The organism is Microcoleus sp. Aus8_D2 (assembly GCF_036702665.1).
Taxonomy (GTDB): Bacteria; Cyanobacteriota; Cyanobacteriia; order Cyanobacteriales; family Microcoleaceae; genus Microcoleus.
The window spans coordinates 86,070-103,219 of the sequence record NZ_JAUBUN010000014.1; the positions used below are offsets into that span (position 1 = coordinate 86,070).

At 44.9% G+C, this 17,150-nt stretch carries 16 protein-coding genes; 9 read left to right on the plus strand and 7 right to left on the minus strand.

Translation table 11 applies throughout. The features are described 5' to 3' along the window. The 4 genes from QUB64_RS13700 to QUB64_RS13715 all read right to left on the minus strand — a co-directional run. On the minus strand, nt 1–891 hold an 891-nt coding region (locus tag QUB64_RS13700), incomplete at its 3' end, for a hypothetical protein (RefSeq protein WP_442921659.1). A gap of 236 nt (nt 892–1,127) precedes the next feature. Beyond that, nucleotides 1,128–1,538, minus strand: a complete 411-nt coding sequence (locus QUB64_RS13705) for a transposase (RefSeq protein ID WP_333272655.1) — start codon at nt 1,536–1,538, stop codon at nt 1,128–1,130. A gap of 526 nt (nt 1,539–2,064) precedes the next feature. Next, nucleotides 2,065–2,304, minus strand: coding sequence for a hypothetical protein (locus QUB64_RS13710; protein WP_333272658.1), 240 nt, complete (start codon nt 2,302–2,304; stop codon nt 2,065–2,067). A gap of 534 nt (nt 2,305–2,838) precedes the next feature. After that, nucleotides 2,839–3,828: a hypothetical protein gene (locus tag QUB64_RS13715; RefSeq protein WP_333272662.1), complete on the minus strand. Its 990-nt coding sequence runs from the start codon at nt 3,826–3,828 to the stop codon at nt 2,839–2,841. Nucleotides 3,829–4,067: 239 nt separating this feature from the next. Between QUB64_RS13715 and QUB64_RS13720 the strand changes: the two genes are divergently transcribed. Both QUB64_RS13720 and QUB64_RS13725 read left to right on the plus strand, forming a co-directional pair. Further along, the gene (locus QUB64_RS13720; protein ID WP_333272665.1) at nt 4,068–4,973 is read left to right on the plus strand and encodes an AraC family transcriptional regulator; all 906 of its coding nucleotides are present in this window, start codon (nt 4,068–4,070) and stop codon (nt 4,971–4,973) included. Between the two features lie 204 nt (nt 4,974–5,177). After that, on the plus strand, nt 5,178–6,704 hold the full coding sequence (locus QUB64_RS13725; RefSeq protein ID WP_333272668.1) for an NB-ARC domain-containing protein: 1,527 nt from the start codon (nt 5,178–5,180) through the stop codon (nt 6,702–6,704). Nucleotides 6,705–6,720: 16 nt separating this feature from the next. Here QUB64_RS13725 and QUB64_RS13730 read toward each other — a convergent pair whose 3' ends face one another. Together QUB64_RS13730 and glpK are read right to left on the minus strand one after the other, a co-directional pair. Further along, nucleotides 6,721–7,092 carry a c-type cytochrome gene (locus QUB64_RS13730; RefSeq protein ID WP_333272671.1) on the minus strand — a complete coding sequence of 124 codons (372 nt, stop codon included), beginning with the start codon at nt 7,090–7,092 and terminating at the stop codon, nt 6,721–6,723. A 355-nt stretch (nt 7,093–7,447) separates the two neighbouring features. Then, nucleotides 7,448–8,935, minus strand: coding sequence for a glycerol kinase GlpK (gene glpK, locus QUB64_RS13735; RefSeq protein WP_333272674.1), 1,488 nt, complete (start codon nt 8,933–8,935; stop codon nt 7,448–7,450). A gap of 98 nt (nt 8,936–9,033) precedes the next feature. Here glpK and QUB64_RS13740 point away from each other — a divergent pair, with 98 nt between their 5' ends. Next, nucleotides 9,034–9,618 (plus strand): endonuclease dU, encoded by a 585-nt coding sequence (locus QUB64_RS13740; RefSeq protein WP_333272677.1) that lies wholly within the window; start codon nt 9,034–9,036, stop codon nt 9,616–9,618. Nucleotides 9,619–9,971: 353 nt separating this feature from the next. Here QUB64_RS13740 and QUB64_RS13745 read toward each other — a convergent pair whose 3' ends face one another. Continuing rightward, nucleotides 9,972–11,180 carry a hypothetical protein gene (locus QUB64_RS13745; protein ID WP_333272680.1) on the minus strand — a complete coding sequence of 403 codons (1,209 nt, stop codon included), beginning with the start codon at nt 11,178–11,180 and terminating at the stop codon, nt 9,972–9,974. 811 nt (nt 11,181–11,991) lie between these two features. Between QUB64_RS13745 and apcA the strand changes: the two genes are divergently transcribed. The 6 genes from apcA to QUB64_RS13775 all read left to right on the plus strand — a co-directional run. Beyond that, nucleotides 11,992–12,477, plus strand: a complete 486-nt coding sequence (gene apcA / locus QUB64_RS13750) for an allophycocyanin subunit alpha (protein WP_333272683.1) — start codon at nt 11,992–11,994, stop codon at nt 12,475–12,477. Nucleotides 12,478–12,653: 176 nt separating this feature from the next. After that, nucleotides 12,654–13,139: an allophycocyanin subunit beta gene (gene apcB / locus QUB64_RS13755; protein ID WP_293261733.1), complete on the plus strand. Its 486-nt coding sequence runs from the start codon at nt 12,654–12,656 to the stop codon at nt 13,137–13,139. A 353-nt stretch (nt 13,140–13,492) separates the two neighbouring features. Beyond that, complete coding sequence (locus QUB64_RS13760) at nt 13,493–13,696, plus strand: phycobilisome linker polypeptide (protein ID WP_006634929.1); 204 nt, start codon at nt 13,493–13,495, stop codon at nt 13,694–13,696. Nucleotides 13,697–14,579: 883 nt separating this feature from the next. Beyond that, complete coding sequence (locus QUB64_RS13765) at nt 14,580–15,800, plus strand: FtsW/RodA/SpoVE family cell cycle protein (protein ID WP_333272690.1); 1,221 nt, start codon at nt 14,580–14,582, stop codon at nt 15,798–15,800. Nucleotides 15,801–16,469: 669 nt separating this feature from the next. After that, a complete protein-coding gene (locus QUB64_RS13770; protein ID WP_333272693.1) occupies nt 16,470–16,715 on the plus strand; it encodes a hypothetical protein in 246 nt (81 codons plus the stop codon). A 39-nt stretch (nt 16,716–16,754) separates the two neighbouring features. Continuing rightward, on the plus strand, nt 16,755–17,150 hold a 396-nt coding region (locus tag QUB64_RS13775), incomplete at its 3' end, for a tetratricopeptide repeat protein (RefSeq protein ID WP_333394093.1).

Sequence of the window (17,150 nt, forward strand, 5' to 3'; positions counted from 1 at the left end):
CGGCATACCGCTGTCGTCATCCTTAATTGTGAGTATAGCGGTGGCCTGTGCGCCTATCGGTGAGCCTGAGAAGCCTCCATTCCTTAAGGACAATTTTATCGTTTCATCTCCCTCCTGCTTGTTATCATTCAGAATGGGGATTTCAAGTACCCCGAAATCTTTGTCAGCGGGAATGAAGGCTAAGTCGAAGTTGGTTTTGTAATCTTCATCAGTTGCGGGATTTGTTGTACCGGGCTCTGCCTTGACAATTCCCCTCATTTCAATTCCAGTAGCGCCATTACGCTTAAAGGTAATAGTCGCTTTAGTCCCATTTTCATTGACAGTGTAATTGGCATCACTAAACGCTATGGTGCTAATGCTGGGTGTAGCGTTACTATCTCCTTTCAGAGTCAAAGTGTAGGGCGTTGACCTCGAAACATTGAGACCGCCACCCCACTCCACACGCACACTGTAATCTCCCGGCTTCAAATTTTCAGGAATTGTCACTGATGCGTCTGACCCAGCCTTTGCGCGGACGTAACCAAAATCGGTTCCTATGTCGCCGTTGCCTATGCTAAAAAAGGATAGCCGACCCTCATCTTTTAATCCCGATAGAGTCACATTGATTTTGTTTTGGTTGTTTGGCGGCACTGTAAACTTGTAGATATCCCCCCGATCTGTGTCACTTATAAAACCGTTAATCACTAGGGGAGTAGGAGAGATATTGCCGATGAACGGAGGATTCTCGAAGCTATTGTTAGCAGGGTCTTCTGAATCCATTTGCAGCAAATGTCTTTCAGTGTCTAAAATTCCTTTAGCCTCAACCCGCTCGTTGATATCTGACGGTAGTATCTCAGTCATAGATGGAAGATTAGGATTATCCATATCGCCTATAACTCGTTTAGCTGTCATTGTTCTATACCTAAATAAAGTTTGTGAAAGATAGGAGATTTCTACAGGTAGGGACTTAGGAAATGCCCAAAGCGTGTCAAGTTAAGGTCAAACCTTTGGCCCGTCAGGGGTTTTAACTCCTGGCGGGTTTCAGCTTAAGTTGACACCAATGAGGAAATGCCATATCCCTACTTTTTTTACTACCTTCCACATTTATAAAATACTCAACACCGATAAGTCAATACTTCGGACAGTTTTTAAGCAGCGAGAGTACCATAGGATAGGACTGACGGTAGGTTCGGGTGATTTAAAATTAAGTTAGGGTCTAAATCTAACTTGTTAATAAAGGTGTAAAGTAGATGGCGATTGAATTCCCGGCGTTTATAAGAGCAGGTTGAAAACACGAAGGGAGTAGGAAAAAAATGACAATTGCCAGGATCATATTTGGCTAAATTTAAAGCAATTAAACTGGCGTTAAAATGAAAATCAAGGCGTTGACTACTACGACACTGACAATCGGATAAACCCGTAAATTGTTTGGCATCACGAAAAATGAACTCAATCTGGAAACGGGCCTGGTAATAAGGAAAGTATTTGCTCGGCTGGCAGATTAATATCCGTACTAAACAATAAAATATTTTTAATTTTACCGTTGGGTTGAAGTTCAAAAATCACAGCTAAACGTATGTTACATTTTCAACAACAACTCCATACTACTAATGAATAAAGATTAACGTCAGGCTTGATTGTTTTGACAAAAGTTAGATTTTTCAAATTATTGCAGTCAACCTTGCCATCATATTTCTTAGGAATCCCGTTTATTTCTTTCGCCTGTATAGATATAGTTTAAGTCGGCATTACTCCTTAATTTGCTAATCAAATTTAACTCTGTATTTCGGACAAAATCCCAGAACTTAGCGCGGCAATAATAACCGTCAGCTACCTTTGTAACGTATAGATTCGGGCAATAAAAAACGACTATTATTTAAATGTTTGGCGTAGTCGTCAACTCTTGTCTACTCAGGGGTTAGGCTTGATTGAACTATCTTTTTAGTCCGTTTTTTTGAGTTTTTTTTTCACCTTGGTAGTAACGGGATTTTTCGGTAACTATGTCGGAGGACGCCACGGGGTATGTTGCACACTTAGACTATAAGATAAATGAGTTTCAACTTCGACTACAGAAATCACAGAAATTTATAATCCCTCTTCAGGCCTGCTTTGTACACCATTATAAAAACTAGCTTTACCTTCAGTCTTTTTGCCACTTCTGGGGATCAAAGAACAATCAATGACTGCAATAAGTGTTCGCTCATGATCTAAGGCTTGATTGATAAAGGCTTTATTAAATTCGGGAAAATCAAAGCTTTTAAAAAAGTGGCGACGATAGGTTTTTTCACTCAGAGAGCTATAGCAGTTCTCAGAAAGATGACGCACCGGACTAATTAATCCCTCAATCCCTCAATCCCCCAATCTAAAATCGAAAAATGGAAAATCAGAACCTGTACCTCACCTTTTTGATAAAGGCTATATAACGACCCAGATTGGTAAAATTAACTTTGCCATAAACAAGCAAGATGGTGTCAAAGAAAATCACCATAAACTTCTTTTGGGGCAAGAGTCAATACCTGGCATTTGTTGTAAAATAGATTCAAGAATATTCATGAGGCAGTTTTTTAAGTTCGTGTGTTTTTTGAGCTTAACCTGAAAATTGCCTTTTTTTCTATTTTGGGTTCAGATTCTAATGACTTTTTTACCTCTGCGAGCAGAGCGTCCCTCTTCTAAAACTGTCCGAAGTATTGCACAAGCTAATTACAGTTAAAGCCTTGGAGAGGGAAGGTTTTGTACCGAGATTGTTCATAGGATGACCAAAATATCGCTTGTTACCCAGAAGTTTGATAGATCAAAAAGTAGGGTGCGTGCAGCGCACCCTACTACTCATTTTAAACATAGATGAATCTAACTGCCTGCTTAGGCGGAGGGAAGAGCATAAAAAGCAACCCCCTCATCCCGGAAATCTGACCTCCCCTGTACCTGCCGCCGCGTCTCTGGGCTTGCGGTGAAAAAGTGTGTAATATTTTGCGGATTTTCCCGTTCCCTTGCCAGGTTAGTAAAACGAAAGACGGGTATTGCACCCGAAACTGCCGTGTTATATGAATTGAAAACCTCCCCCTCAGCACGGAACTGGGGTAAGTTGTCGCGAACAAACTGTATGTCAGTAGGTTTATTCGTATAGAAATAGGTTCCTGATGCTGTATTGAAGAAGCGTTGAACCTTGGCGTTACCGGCGGCTGGAGCGATAAATTCATCGCCTTCACTCTGGTAACGAGTAGGGTTGTTTAATCGCTCATTTTTCTCTGTCGGGTCTGTGGTATAAAAATGCCCTCCTGCCACCTTGTCAAAGAAACGCCGGACCGGAAGATTGCCTGCTAGAGGGTCGCCTCTATCGCCCCCGATGATGTTGCCTGCTGCATCTAAATTCGCACCTGTTATGGGGTCTTTCAAGGCGACATTGCCACTGGGAGTTGAAACCTGTAATGTGAAAGGCTGAGGAATTGATGTTAATGTATTATAGCTAGTCACGCGGACTACATAGTCCACACCAGGCAGACTTGTAAGGGAAGTAAGACCAGTGGGGAATATGGTAGGTTTAGTACCGCTAACACTCGGTATTTTTGAGTTTCCTCCGGGGACACCGCCGCCATCATCATTCTCAGCAATAAGAAGACCCGTATCAGCTACATTCGCACCCCTGCTGCCTTTGGGTATCTGAAAGACTTGCACGTAAGGGTCATAGCTAGTGCTATCTTTAAAAAGATCAATTGATATAGGCTGATTAACTAACTGTACGTCTAAGATGTAATCTTTAGCGCGAGTTGTTGCAAAACCATCGAACGGTGCGGGAGTTTGGATACTCCTGTCACTTGTAGTTAACTGATTTGTCAGTTGAATTGATGCCATTTAAGCTGTCCTATTAACTTTGCTGATAGCAAGTGTTATAAAATCCTGCCTTCTACATTTATAAAACACTCAATACCGATAATCTACCTAACAGCTATTAGTATTTTTATTAGGTATTTTTGTGAAAACTACTCAATTTGGCATATTATACAGAAAGTTTCCGTATAGCTCGTAGTTATACCGATGAGGTAGCTACGGGGCAAAAAAATTATCTATAGGTATTGGAAGGACAGAAAAGAATGCTAACAGAAAGACCTTTAGCTATTGATTATTCTCAACAAGATGCAACTTCAAAGTTTGTTCAGCGCCCGCTCATTCACTCCAGTCATGGCGCGGGATGGAAAAATATTCATCTAGCACACTATCAACTGCCTGCAATGGAAATTCCTGAAATATCTGGTTTGCAACATATAATTTGTCTTCCATCTTGGAAGCAGCCAACAGAAATGGAATTAGCCTTTGATGGTAAGCGTCACCTAATGCAGCATGACCAGGATGAAAGGGGTTGCATTGAAATACTTCCTGCTTACGCACCTATTAAGGCTAGGTGGAGTCAGGAATGTGATATCACTCACTGCTACCTTGAGCCTACATTTCTCAATCATGCCGCCTATGAGTCAGTAAACCCAGATCGAGTTGAAGTTAATCTGACGCTTAAAAAACCCGATCCGCTAGTTGGGCAAATTATCTTAGCACTGACAGCAGTATTGGAAAACAATCCAAATAATAGTTGCTTTTATGCGGATTCAATGGCGACGGCTCTAGCGGCTCACTGCTTAACATATTACTCAACCTGCAAGCATACTCTGAGGGAATATGAAGACGGCTTGTCAAAATACAAACTGAAGCAAGCTATTGAATACATCAACGAGCATTTTAGTGAAAATGTATCGTTAGCAGAAATTTCAGCCGAATTAGCTATGAGTCAATACTATTTCTGTCGATTGTTTAAGCAATCAACTGGAATGACTCCTCATGCCTACTTAATTCAGCAACGAGTAGAGCGATCGAAGCAACTACTAAAGCAGACAGAATGCACAATAAACAATATTGCGATCGAGTGTGGCTTTGCCAATCCCAGTCATTTTGCAAAGTGCTTTCGCCGATACACAGGCATTTCACCTAAAAAGTTTCGCATGATTTAGCAAGAATATGTTCAAATCGCAAAGAAGTGTTCGACTTGAACTAGCAAAACAGATTAAAGTCTTACGTAGAAACTCGGATTCAGCTTGTTTGCTTAGTTCTGAGTAGAGGCGCGGTTGCAAGGTTACATCAGGTGCATCTAACTTTTTCCGACTGACAAAGTAGCTGTATCGAGTTGACGGGGTGTTTACTTATTATGAATATACATGACACAGCGAAATAAACCTTTACAAATACCAGCACAGAAGTTTATAGAGGCGGCGGCTTGCTGGAATCTCGAACAGTTATATGCAGACTTGACAGCAGCCAAGCAAGAATATGCCACCAGTAGAAAGCAGCGACTCACCCCTTTAGAAAAAACTTACTTGCGAGGATTGCTTTGCAATTATAGCCCGCCGGAAATTGCCACCGCACTCAACCGCGAATGCTCCGGTATTAGAGTAGACTTATCGAGAGGGCTGTATCGCTACATTCAAGTTTTGACGCTGCAACAACCGAAAGACTGGAAAGAAATCCCAAGTATACTAGAAATATTTGGTTATAAACAAAAGGGGAATGGAGAAACATTGCATCCTACATTGCTAAATTATACCCAAACTCCCCAAACTCCCATTGAAAATCGAACTGAATGGGGGATGGGGGTGGATGCGTCTATTTTCTACGGGCGTACAACAGAACTAGCTAACTTAGAGCAATGGATTTTACAAGAAAACTGTCGCTTAGTTGCTATATTGGGTATGGGGGGCATTGGCAAAACTGCTTTAGCATCTAAGCTAACAGATGTGATTAAACACGAGTTTGAGTGCTTGATTTGGCTCAACCTCAGTCATGCACCTCTGTTGGCAAATACTCTGGTAAATTTAATCGAATTTTTATCTGATAAACCGCAAAGCGATTTAGATAAATTGCAGTTAATTACTCAGGAGAAAAAATTTTTTCAAGCTGCGATCTCGCAGCTTGAATTTTCCCTGGATAACATAATCGCTTTCACAAATGCAATAGAACCGACAATCATCGCTGATGGTATCCAGCGGCTGATTCGGTGTTTACAAAAGCGTCGATGCCTGATAATCTTAGATGAGTGGGAAGCTGTTTTCAGCACTGAGCAGTTAACAGGAAATTATCGAGAAGGATATCAAGTATATGGGGAACTTCTGAAACAAGTAGGAAAATCGCAGCATCAAAGTTGCTTGCTGTTGACTAGCTGCGAAAAACCTAAAGAAATTGCAGCGTTAGAAGGTCAAAATCAATCTGTAAGGTCATTAAAATTGGGTGGTTTGGGAGAATCGGCTGTGGAAATCCTTAAAAACAAGGGTTTGTCTGAAGAAGGTCAATTCTCAGAACTAATAGAGGCATACAGCGGCAATCCTTTAGCGTTAAAAATAGTAACAACAACTATTAAGGATATGTTTGGCGGAAGCATTGCTAACTTTTTAAGAAATGGGCTGTTTCTGGGAGATTATAGCGATACGTTATCTCGGCAGTTTAATCGCTTATCATCCTTAGAAATCCAGCTATTACACTCCATGGCGAAAGAAGTCAAGCCTGTTGATATTGAAAAATTGTGTTCAGATATTCAGCAAGATCGGGACTCCGAATTTTTTAAGACGCTGGAATCGCTTTTAAGGCGATCGCTAATTGAAACAGTCCCAGCAGAAAGTGAAACCCTGTTCGCGCTTCAACCTGCGGTAAAGAAATATCTGATGTCTGTGGGAAGATTTCCTAAGCCATAAATAATATGCCGAGGTTTTATTTCCAGTCGGTTTCGGCTTGGGATAGTACGTAGGCTGAGACATCGATAATTTGTTGTTGGGACAAACGATCTTTGTAAGCGGGCATGATATTTTTACCGTTGGTTACTAAGTTGGAAATATTGGCGATTGAATCCATGCCGTATTTTTTTAAGGCTTTTTGTTTCAAGTTTTTGCCCCGCCTGATGATGTTGCTACCGTTGATGTGACAGCCTGCACAGTTGATGCTGAAGACTTCGGCGGCGGTGGCGGTGGCGGGTGTTGTTGCTGGATCTGCGATCGCACTTTGGGAGTTAGTGGCGATTTCGACAAATGCCAGTGTCAGTATCAATAGAGTGGTGGCAAGAATTTTTTTAAATGGAATCGGCAAAATCATTAATTTACAGGTCAAGCAATAGTGTATAAATTGATGATATCACTAAATACATATTTGGGATTAACTTAGGAATAAAAAAATTAAAAACTTAAACACCTCGTATAGTTTTTTTCTCCTATAAGCTGGGAGGTAAAACGAGGCAGAGCCTCAAGATCTGCGTTGCCAGGCAGAGCCTGGTAACGAGCAAACAAGCAAATCGCTTAAGTTATTTAATTTTCATTCGTTATACAAACATAAATCTTGAGTCGGTTTTAACCGACTGTCTTCTATGAGGCAGGGGTTTAAACCCCTGCCGGACTGCGGTACTGCGGCAGATTAAGCTAAACTGTTAACAAACTGTATTCGTGATTCATTCTTCCCAGTCGAAGGTGCGGGAAACTGCTTTTTTCCAAAAGCGGTATTTTTGCTCCCGAAGTGCGATCGACATTTGCGGTTCCCAAGTACAATCCACAGCCCAATTATCCCGCAATTCCGTTAGTTTGCTCCAAAAACCCACCGCCAAACCTGCCGCATAAGCAGCACCCAGTGCAGTGGTTTCCGCTACCACAGGCCGCACCACAGGCACTCCCAAAACATCGCTCTGAAACTGCATCAGCGTGTGATTTCCCACCATCCCACCGTCTACTTTTAAAGACAAAAGCTGCACGCCAGAATCCTGATTCATCGCATCCAATACTTCCCGGGTTTGCCAAGCTGTCGCTTCCAATACTGCACGAGCAATGTGTGCCTTAGTCGCGTAGCGAGTTAAACCTGCAATTACGCCGCGGGCGCTGTCTTGCCAATAGGGCGCGTAGAGTCCAGAAAAGGCGGGTACAATGTAAACTCCGCCGCTATCTGCGACGGTATTTGCTAATGTTTCTACTTCCGCAGATGTGTTGATGATACCCAAGTTGTCCCGCAGCCACTGGACTAATGCTCCGGCGATCGCAATACTGCCTTCGAGAGCATACACAGCGGGCGATTCTCCCATCTTGTAGGCGACTGTTGTCAGCAACCCTTGCTTTGAAGGGACGATCGCCTCACCGGTATTCAGCAGCATAAAACAGCCCGTACCGTAAGTATTTTTCGCCTCCCCAACACTGAAACAAGTTTGCCCGACCAAAGCGGCCTGCTGATCTCCCAAAGCAGCAGCAATTGGAACACCATCTAACAATCCTTTTGCAGTCCCAAAAATGTGACTCGAAGGGCAAATTTCCGGCAACATCTGGCGGGGAATTCCCATGATTTCCAAAGTTTCGGCATCCCAATCGAGGGTTGGCAAATCCATCAGCATTGTGCGGCTGGCGTTGGTAACGTCGGTAACGTGCGCGCCGCCGGTGAGATGCCAAATTAGAAAAGTATCGACATTGCCAAAAATCGCATCACCTCGATTTGCAGCTTCCCGCAATCCTGGGATATTGTCCAGCATCCACTTAATCTTTGGCCCGCTGAAATAAGTTGCTAGCGGCAAACCGGAGCGATCGCGAAATCGGTCTTTGCCGCCAACTTCTGCTAAGCTATTACAAATTTGGTGAGTGCGGGTATCTTGCCAAACAATAGCATTTCCGTAGGATTTGCCCGTCCTTTTGTCCCAAACAATTGCTGTTTCCCGCTGGTTGGTAATACCGAGGGCTGCAATATCTTTAGTATCGATATTGCCGATTTCCAGGGTATTTTGAATCACGCTTTGGGTGCGCTGCCAAATTTCCTCGGGATTGTGTTCAACCCATCCCGGCTGCGGATAAATCTGCTGGTGTTCTTGCTGGTTGCAGCAAATTATCTGTCCCAGGCGATCGAATATAATAAATCGAGTGCTGGTGGTTCCTTGGTCGATCGCAGCTACGTATTTTTGCGACAAGTGTTTAAAACCTTTTTAGTAATCAAGTCTTTAACATCTATGATAATATGTCAAGGTCACATTAATCTCAAAAACTTTAGTTTAGGGAACTCCCTACTTTGAAACTAGCAGAATTGCTCAGACTCGATCGCACAATTAGGGCGATCGGCTTTGACGACGCTCCATTTTCGCGCACCAGCGGCAGTCTAGTGTCGATCGCCGGAGTAGTCTGCGGGGGGACTCGATTTGAAGGAATGGTCTGGGGACAAGTCCTCCCGGACGGGTTAGATGCCACAGATGCGATTTGTCAGCTACTGCTCGGAGGCAAGTTTCTGCCGCAATTGCATCTCGTTTTACTAGACGGAATTGCTTTCGGCGGTTTCAATATTATTGACCTTCCCGAGTTAGCATCGCGGCTGCAAATTCCGTGCGTTGCTGTCATGCGCCGCCAACCAGATTTAGCTGCTATTGAAAAAGCCCTCGGCCATTTACCAGATTTGGAATACCGTTTAGAATTGTTGCGCCGCGCTGGTAAAATTTACGCTTTTGAACCTTTCTTTTTTCAAGTGTGCGGCGAACAACCGGAAGTAATTGCCCTGGTACTTCAGCGTTTGACTGATACTGGTAAGGTTCCTGAAGCTTTGCGTTTGGCTCATTTGATTGGTGCGGCCGTGATTACTGGTGTTAGCAGCAGTTCTGCTTAAATTTATCATTGGCTATTTGATTTACCACTATCAAAAAGGTTCGTAGTGAGGACTTTAGTCCGCATCCAAATTAGCGGACTAAAGTCCTTACTACGAACCTAGAAAGATAGGGGATTTTAGTTCTATTTGAAATTAGAGGACTTGCATTCAATGTTCGTAGTGAGGACTTTAGTCCGCATCCAAATTAGCAGACTTGCATTCAATGTTCGTAGTGAGGACTTTAGTCCGCATCCAAATTAGCGGACTCAAGTTCTCACTACGAACCTAGAGAGATAGGGCATTTTAGTTCTATTTGAAATTAGAGGACTAAAGTCCTTACTACGAACCTGTACAGATTGGGGATTTTAGATTATTTAGCTTCCGACAATCTCGCCCTCGATTTCACCGAATTCGATTTTAGTTCCCACGGCTAAAGTCAGGGTGCTTTCAGGTTCAATCATTTTCATATCGCCTTGACTGTCTGTCGCCCACCAAGAACGATCGCCCAAATTGGTCAATCCCAAGGATAGCTCGTTTGGCGATCGAGAATTCACCACCGCTACCACACCGTTAGACGCCGTAGCCGTTAAACTCGGGATGTCAGAGGCGAATAGCTGAGTACCCGCACTCAGCGGGATAACTCGACTTCCCAATTTCAGCAAAAATTGACCGCTACTAACAGCATTGGCTGGGGATGCTTGTGATAAAATAGTCGGCGTAACCCGAGCAGAAGTCGCAGCGGGCAAATCGGAGTTACCAACTGTAATTGTACAGTTGCCGATTCTCTTTTGGTCGCCCGATCGCAAATAACTCACCGCCCCGCTATCAAAATTCTCGCAAACAATTTGTCCGGCTTCCAATTGAAACCGCATCGCTAAAGGCGAAACATGAGGAATGTAGATAATAGACTTATTTTCATCGCTACCAAAAGTCACCGGTTCCGCCCCAATAGTCAGAGTGCGATTTGTTCCAGTATCATAACTAATTACCAGCCAAGCTTTGTTAAACAAAGTTTCGGCCACAACTAGCATAATTCCAATCCAAAAGCCGATCGCAGCACACCCAGCTAAACGGCCCGCCGTCCCCGATAAAGTATAAGCAAACAGAATAAACAAACAACCGCCCAACAGGCCTCCGACACCGCCGCCACCCATCCCGCGCAGGGTTCCTAAATTGGGAATGCGTTTGGAAAGTCCAAGCCCTAACAAACCGCCAGCTATTCCCCAGCAAATCACTCGCAATATTTCGTTTTCGCCGTCGCCAATCCCGCTAAAAATACCTTCGGCTATCGCCCCAGAAATTGCCCCGAATATAACACCAAACAATCCGCCATTTTTTAAAGATTGTTTGATTTGGGGCTTGCCTTTGATATAGTAATAATAGCCGAACATAATTGCCGTAGCAATGCCGCCGCCTACCAATCCAAACCAGCGGCTTGTGGACAATACACTGTCAAAAACAGATGTTGAATCGTTGAGATGGTGCATGAAAGGTTCAGTGACGAGATTGCCGGCGAAACCGCCGACAGCACCGCTAATCCCAAACTGCAAAGCTTTTTTTAGGGCTGATAGATTTCTTTTCACGGCGCACCTGGTTAAATAAAATTAAGAGTCGATCGATTTGGGATTTTAGATTTTAGATTGATTTCACAGATGAGTCTGGGAATTTGCACCTGAATCTAAAATTTTGGTCGGCCCGCGTCCGAGTGCGGGAAACTGGTATCCGTTTTTGGACGAGAGTCAAATTTAGCTACAAGCTTAAAAGTCACCATTTCCGATCCGCACCTGTCTCTCCCCTGTATCCCGCACCTCTCTTTGACACAGAAGTTTTTTAGCCTCGCGCCGTCGCCTTCGGGATAGACATTTGAAGGCTCAACGGCTGTAATCTTTGCTGATATAAGATTTTAGCGATTTTAAGACTTTGATTTTTTAACGATTCAGACCCCACCGAGGGCCCAAAAATGAAAAGGAATGTTACAAACTATTACGGTAACACTCAGAATGTGAACATAATGCCTCAAAATACTTGCGAGAGGTAGTTGCGTTAGAGAAGCAATATTCTGACTAACTGCCGGACAGTCACTCGATCGCCACTTAGGGATCTGCTGCAATCTCGATCGTAGATTAAAGATCGCATCAATCATTTGTGGTATTCTAAGCGACAGGCTCAGTGCAGGCACTCACAACCGCACCGGCGTGAAGAACGAGCGCCGTTAAACAGCGAAGGCAGACACCCGGTAACAACTTCAACAGTTGCAGGCTGTGGAAAGTCCACCCTTCCCCGTCAAAGCTCCAGCCACCAGCGAAGCGAAAGGTACGGGATGAAAGCGCCCGCCATCGCCCGTTCAAAGCGGAGCAGTTCGCAATTGCAAAATATCCAGCGGGTACACACAAGATGAGTATCGTCACCAAATCAATCGTCAACGCAGACGCTGAAGCTCGTTACCTGAGCCCTGGCGAATTAGACCGGATCAAGAGCTTCGTCACCTCTGGTGAACGTCGCGTCCGCATCGCCCAAATTTTGAGCGAATCCCGCGAACGCATCGTCAAGCAAGCAGGCGACCAACTTTTCCAAAAGCGCCCTGATGTAGTTTCTCCCGGCGGCAACGCTTACGGCGAAGAAATGACCGCAACTTGCTTGCGCGACTTGGACTACTACCTGCGTTTGATCACCTACGGAATCGTAGCTGGCGACATTACTCCGATCGAAGAAATCGGTATTGTCGGCGTCCGCGAAATGTACAACTCTCTCGGAACCCCGATTGCAGCAGTTGCCGAAGGCGTCCGCGCTATGAAGAATGCAGCTTCTTCGTTGCTGTCTGGAGAAGATGCTTCCGAAGCTTCCTCTTACTTCGACTACGTTATCGGTGCGATGCAGTAAGGAATTTAGGTTTTTGATTATAGATTTTTGATTGAACAATCGAGAGTTGCTGACAACAAGCCAAAAGCTTTTTCAGATAATCAACTACTTGTAAATCTCAAATCCCCAATCCCAAATCTCAAATTCTCGCTCCAAAATTGGACTGACTCAGCCACTTTCAAGGAAACAAGACAACCATGCAAGACGCAATTACCGCCGTAATCAATACCTCTGACGTTCAAGGTAAGTACCTGGACAGCAGCGCATTAGACAAGCTCAAGAACTACTTCGCTTCTGGTGAACTGCGCGTCCGCGCCGCTACCTCCATCAGCGCCAATGCAGCCACAATCGTCAAAGAAGCAGTTGCTAAGTCTCTGTTGTACTCTGACGTAACTCGTCCCGGCGGCAATATGTACACCACTCGTCGTTATGCAGCTTGCATTCGCGACTTGGACTACTACCTCCGCTACGCCACCTACGCCATGCTAGCTGGCGACCCTTCCATCCTCGACGAGCGCGTGCTCAACGGTTTGAAAGAAACCTACAACTCCTTGGGCGTGCCCATCGGTTCTACCGTACAAGCAATCCAAGCAATGAAAGAAGTCACCGCCGGTTTGGTCGGTTCTGACGCTGGTAAAGAAATGGGCGTCTATTTCGACTACATCTGCTCTGGCTTGAGCTAAATCTAAGGAAGAAGGAAGAAGGAAGAAGGAAGTTCGGCAACGGATTCTGTAACGGATGTAACGGATGTAACGGATGTAACGGATTTCGGTTCGATGGAAGTCGGAAGAAGGAAGAAGGAAAAAGATTTATTTCTTGCCTCTTTTAACTTTTAACTTTTAACCTTTAACTTTGGACTTGTTACCTTTAGCTTTGAAAGAAGTCAGGGAAGTTGAGAGTGATTGCTAGACCGTCAAAGGCCAGTCGAGAAAGCCCGACGAGTTTTAACGAGCTAGTTTTGACTCCTAACTCCCTGACTTCAATCTTTTTAAAATCCATCTAAAAATCTGTAAACCTACTCAGGAGTTTGTTTCCCATGAGAATGTTTAAAGTGACTGCTTGCGTCCCCAGCCAAACTCGCATCCGCACTCAGCGCGAATTGCAAAATACCTATTTTACTAAGCTGGTTCCCTATGACAACTGGTTCCGGGAACAGCAAAGAATTATGAAAATGGGCGGCAGAATTATTAAAGTGCAACTGGCTACCGGTAAGCCCGGAGCTAATACGGGCCTACTTTAAAATCCGAGGCTGGATTGATGTAGGGTTAAGAGGTCGATCGCGACCTCTTTTTTTGTTTGTTATGATTTTATAGAAGAAGGAAGTTCGGCAACGGATTTTTTAACGGATTTAACGGATGTCACGGATGTCACGGATGTCAGTAGTTGTAGGGTGTGGATCCTGCGATAAATCCTCAAAGAAATATCGACAATCTGAAAGCGACGCACCTGATAAATAGAGCAGTAGGGTGCGTCGCCCTTGACAATCCCTGAATTTGACAGACAATCAATTCAGCGGCATACCTGACAAACTCTCGACCGTGGAAACAAACCCAACACTTATTTTGCAGTAGTTTTTGCTTGTTACCAGGCTCTTCCTGGTAACGCATATCTTGAGGCTCTGCCTCATTTGAACTCGCACCTTATAGTAATACCATTTAGAAAAGAGCTTGCTACAAGAGAATTGTTGGGTTTGTTTCGTCCGCCCAATGTGTAAGGTGCGGATCGTTTGATATCTGGCGTGAAATGCGAGGAATTTTTACAGGGCGACGCACCCTACAACTGTCCGGAATGCATAACTCCCCGCCGGACACGGCAGTGCCGTTTCCCAGCAGATGAGATCAAATTGTCAAAATACTTGACTACAATTATTGATTCTAGAGAAATTATCTGTCCCGAAGGCATAACTCCCCGCCGGACACGGCAGTGCCGTTTCCCTACAGATGAGATCAAATAATTTCGGTAGTAGCAATGTTTTTGATAATTGGTATTACAATCTTGTTTCTCAAAACTATTGTGGGATGGGCTTTGAGCAGCACCTCGAAAATAAAATTGAAATGCAGTACAGTTTAGACAACTGACTAATGACTCCTAACTAATGACTCCTAACTAATGACAACTGACTAATGACTAATGACATTCGACGCTTCATTCCATTTTTAGACCCCAGCGCGTCGCAATGGGGCGCTGAGGCCCGGTGGCTGCGGTGGTTGACTTTTCTGTGGCTGTTTGTAGGGCTGACAGCTTTGTTTTCGGCTTCCTATCCCATTGCCAATTCTGAATATGGAGACGGCCTTTATTATTTTAAACGACAGTTAATCGCAGTGGCGATCGGGGTGGCAGCTTTTAACTTGATGGTTTACTCCCCCCTCCGTTACCTCATGAAAACAGCTCAGTTCGGCATCCTGATGCTGCTGGGATTGCTCTGGTTGACCTTAGTTCCGGGAGTGGGAACCACCGTCAACGGGGCGACTCGCTGGATATCTCTGGGCCCGGTGCCGATTATTCAACCTTCTGAATTGATTAAACCATTTTTCGTTCTCCAAAGCGCCCGCATTTTCGGCAACTGGCCCCGGTTGACGAATAAATTTCGGTTTACTTGGCTGTTAATTTTCGGCGCCATGCTGTTGGGAATTTTGTTGCAGCCGAATTTGAGCACAACGGCTTTGTGCGGAATGACTTTGTGGTTGGTGGCTTTGGCGGCGGGCTTACCTTACTTGCAGTTGAGCGCAACGGCTATGGGGGGAATGCTGTTGGCGATTTCAAGTATTAGTTTTAGGGAATATCAGCGCCGCCGGATTATGTCTTTTCTCAATCCTTGGGCTGATGCGATGCAGGATGGCTATCAGTTGGTTCAAAGTCTGCTGGCTGTGGGTTCTGGCGGGATTTGGGGCGTTGGTTTGGGGATGTCGCAGCAAAAGTTATTTTATTTGCCGATTCAGTACAGCGATTTTATTTTTGCTGTGTTTGCTGAGGAGTTTGGTTTGGTGGGTGGTTTCTCGCTGTTACTGATGTTGGCGGCTTACGCGACGGTGGCTTTGAGGGTGGCGATGCGGGCACGGAATGCTGAGTCTCAGTTGGTGGCGATTGGGGTGATGGTGGTGATGGTGGGACAGTCGCTGCTGAATATTGGGGTGGCGACGGGGGTTTTACCGACTACGGGTTTGCCGCTGCCGTTTTTTAGTTACGGTGGTTCTTCGATGGTGGCGAGTTTCTTGTTGTCGGGGTTGCTGATTCGGGTGGCTAGGGAGAGCTCTGAGGCTGAGGTGGTTTCTCTGGATGGACGCAGGGGACAGCCGTCCAAGCCGAAGTTGCGATCGCCCAACGGCAATACACAAGCCGAGTAATTTGTCAAGTTATTTCCTGGAGGCGCGGATAACTAGAAACCGGGTTTTTTCCAAGATATTTGCTTAAAACCTTCAATTTCCGTCAAAAACCCGGTTTCTTGAGCTTCTGCTGGGGTGTCGTGGCGGGCGATCGACTGTTACCCTCGCCCGTCACCCTTATTCGGCGGTTCTTCTTCTTTTTCTTGAGGTTTAGGTGTGATGTCAATTAATTCTTTCTTGTCTGGTTGAGGTGTTTCTGGAGTTGAGTTAGCCATTGAGTTTTGTCCTAAATAGATGCACTTAATTTCCATAGTCCTGGATGCACGGGTGGTCAGAAACCGGGTTTTTTTACGAAAACCCTTCGTCGCAGCCCGCAGATTGAGTAAAAAACCCGGTTTCTCTAGGCTTGATGCGTCCAAGACTATTCAATTGTCATTTAAAATGATGGCATAATTACCAAGACTTTGGACAGTCCGAAGTCTTGTTGTAAGATAGACTCAATTATATTCATCACGCCGTCTGTTAAGTTCGTGTGTTTTTTTGAGCTTCACCTCAAAAGTGCCTTTTTTTCGGTTTTTTGGGGATTAGATTCCACTCATTTTTTTGATGACCGCGCTCCGTGCCCATGTCAAAGCTGTCCGCAATATTGCAGTAAGGTGTTATTCATATACCGAAGGCCAGTCAAAAGTTATGAAACTGCAAAAAATTGGATTGTCGGCACTCATCTCAATCTTAGCGGCGCTGACTGTAGGCGAGTTTAGATCGCTACCTAATTATCAATTTAAAATCATCAATTCTCAAGCCTTGGCCCAAACCCAAGCTGAGCGGAAAGCCGCAGCAGATCGGTTTTTCCAGCAGGGCCGCGAGCAGTATCAGATTAGTCAATTTCAAGCTGCAATCCAGTTTTGGCAACAGGCACTAATAATTTCTCGATAAATTAAAGACCGCAAAGGTGAAGGGTGGGCTCTGGGAAGTCTGGGACTTGCTTACTATTCCCTCGGCGACTACGCCAAAGCGATCGAGTACCAACAGCAGTGGTTGGCGATCGCCCGAGAAATTAAAGACCGCAACAGCGAGGGGAAAGCTCTGGGAAATCTGGGAAGTGCTTACTATTCCCTCGGCGACTACGCCAAAGCGATCGAGTACGCTCAGCAGTTCTTGGCGATCGCCCGAGAAATTAAAGACCGCCAAAGCGAGGGGAAAGCTCTGGGAAATCTGGGAAGTGCTTACTATTCCCTGGGCGACTACGCCAAAGCGATCGAGTACCAACAGCAGTTCTTGGCGATCGCCCGAGAAATTAAAGACCGCAAAGGTGAAGGGTGGGCTCTGGGAAGTCTGGGACTTGCTTACTATTCCCTCGGCGACTACGCC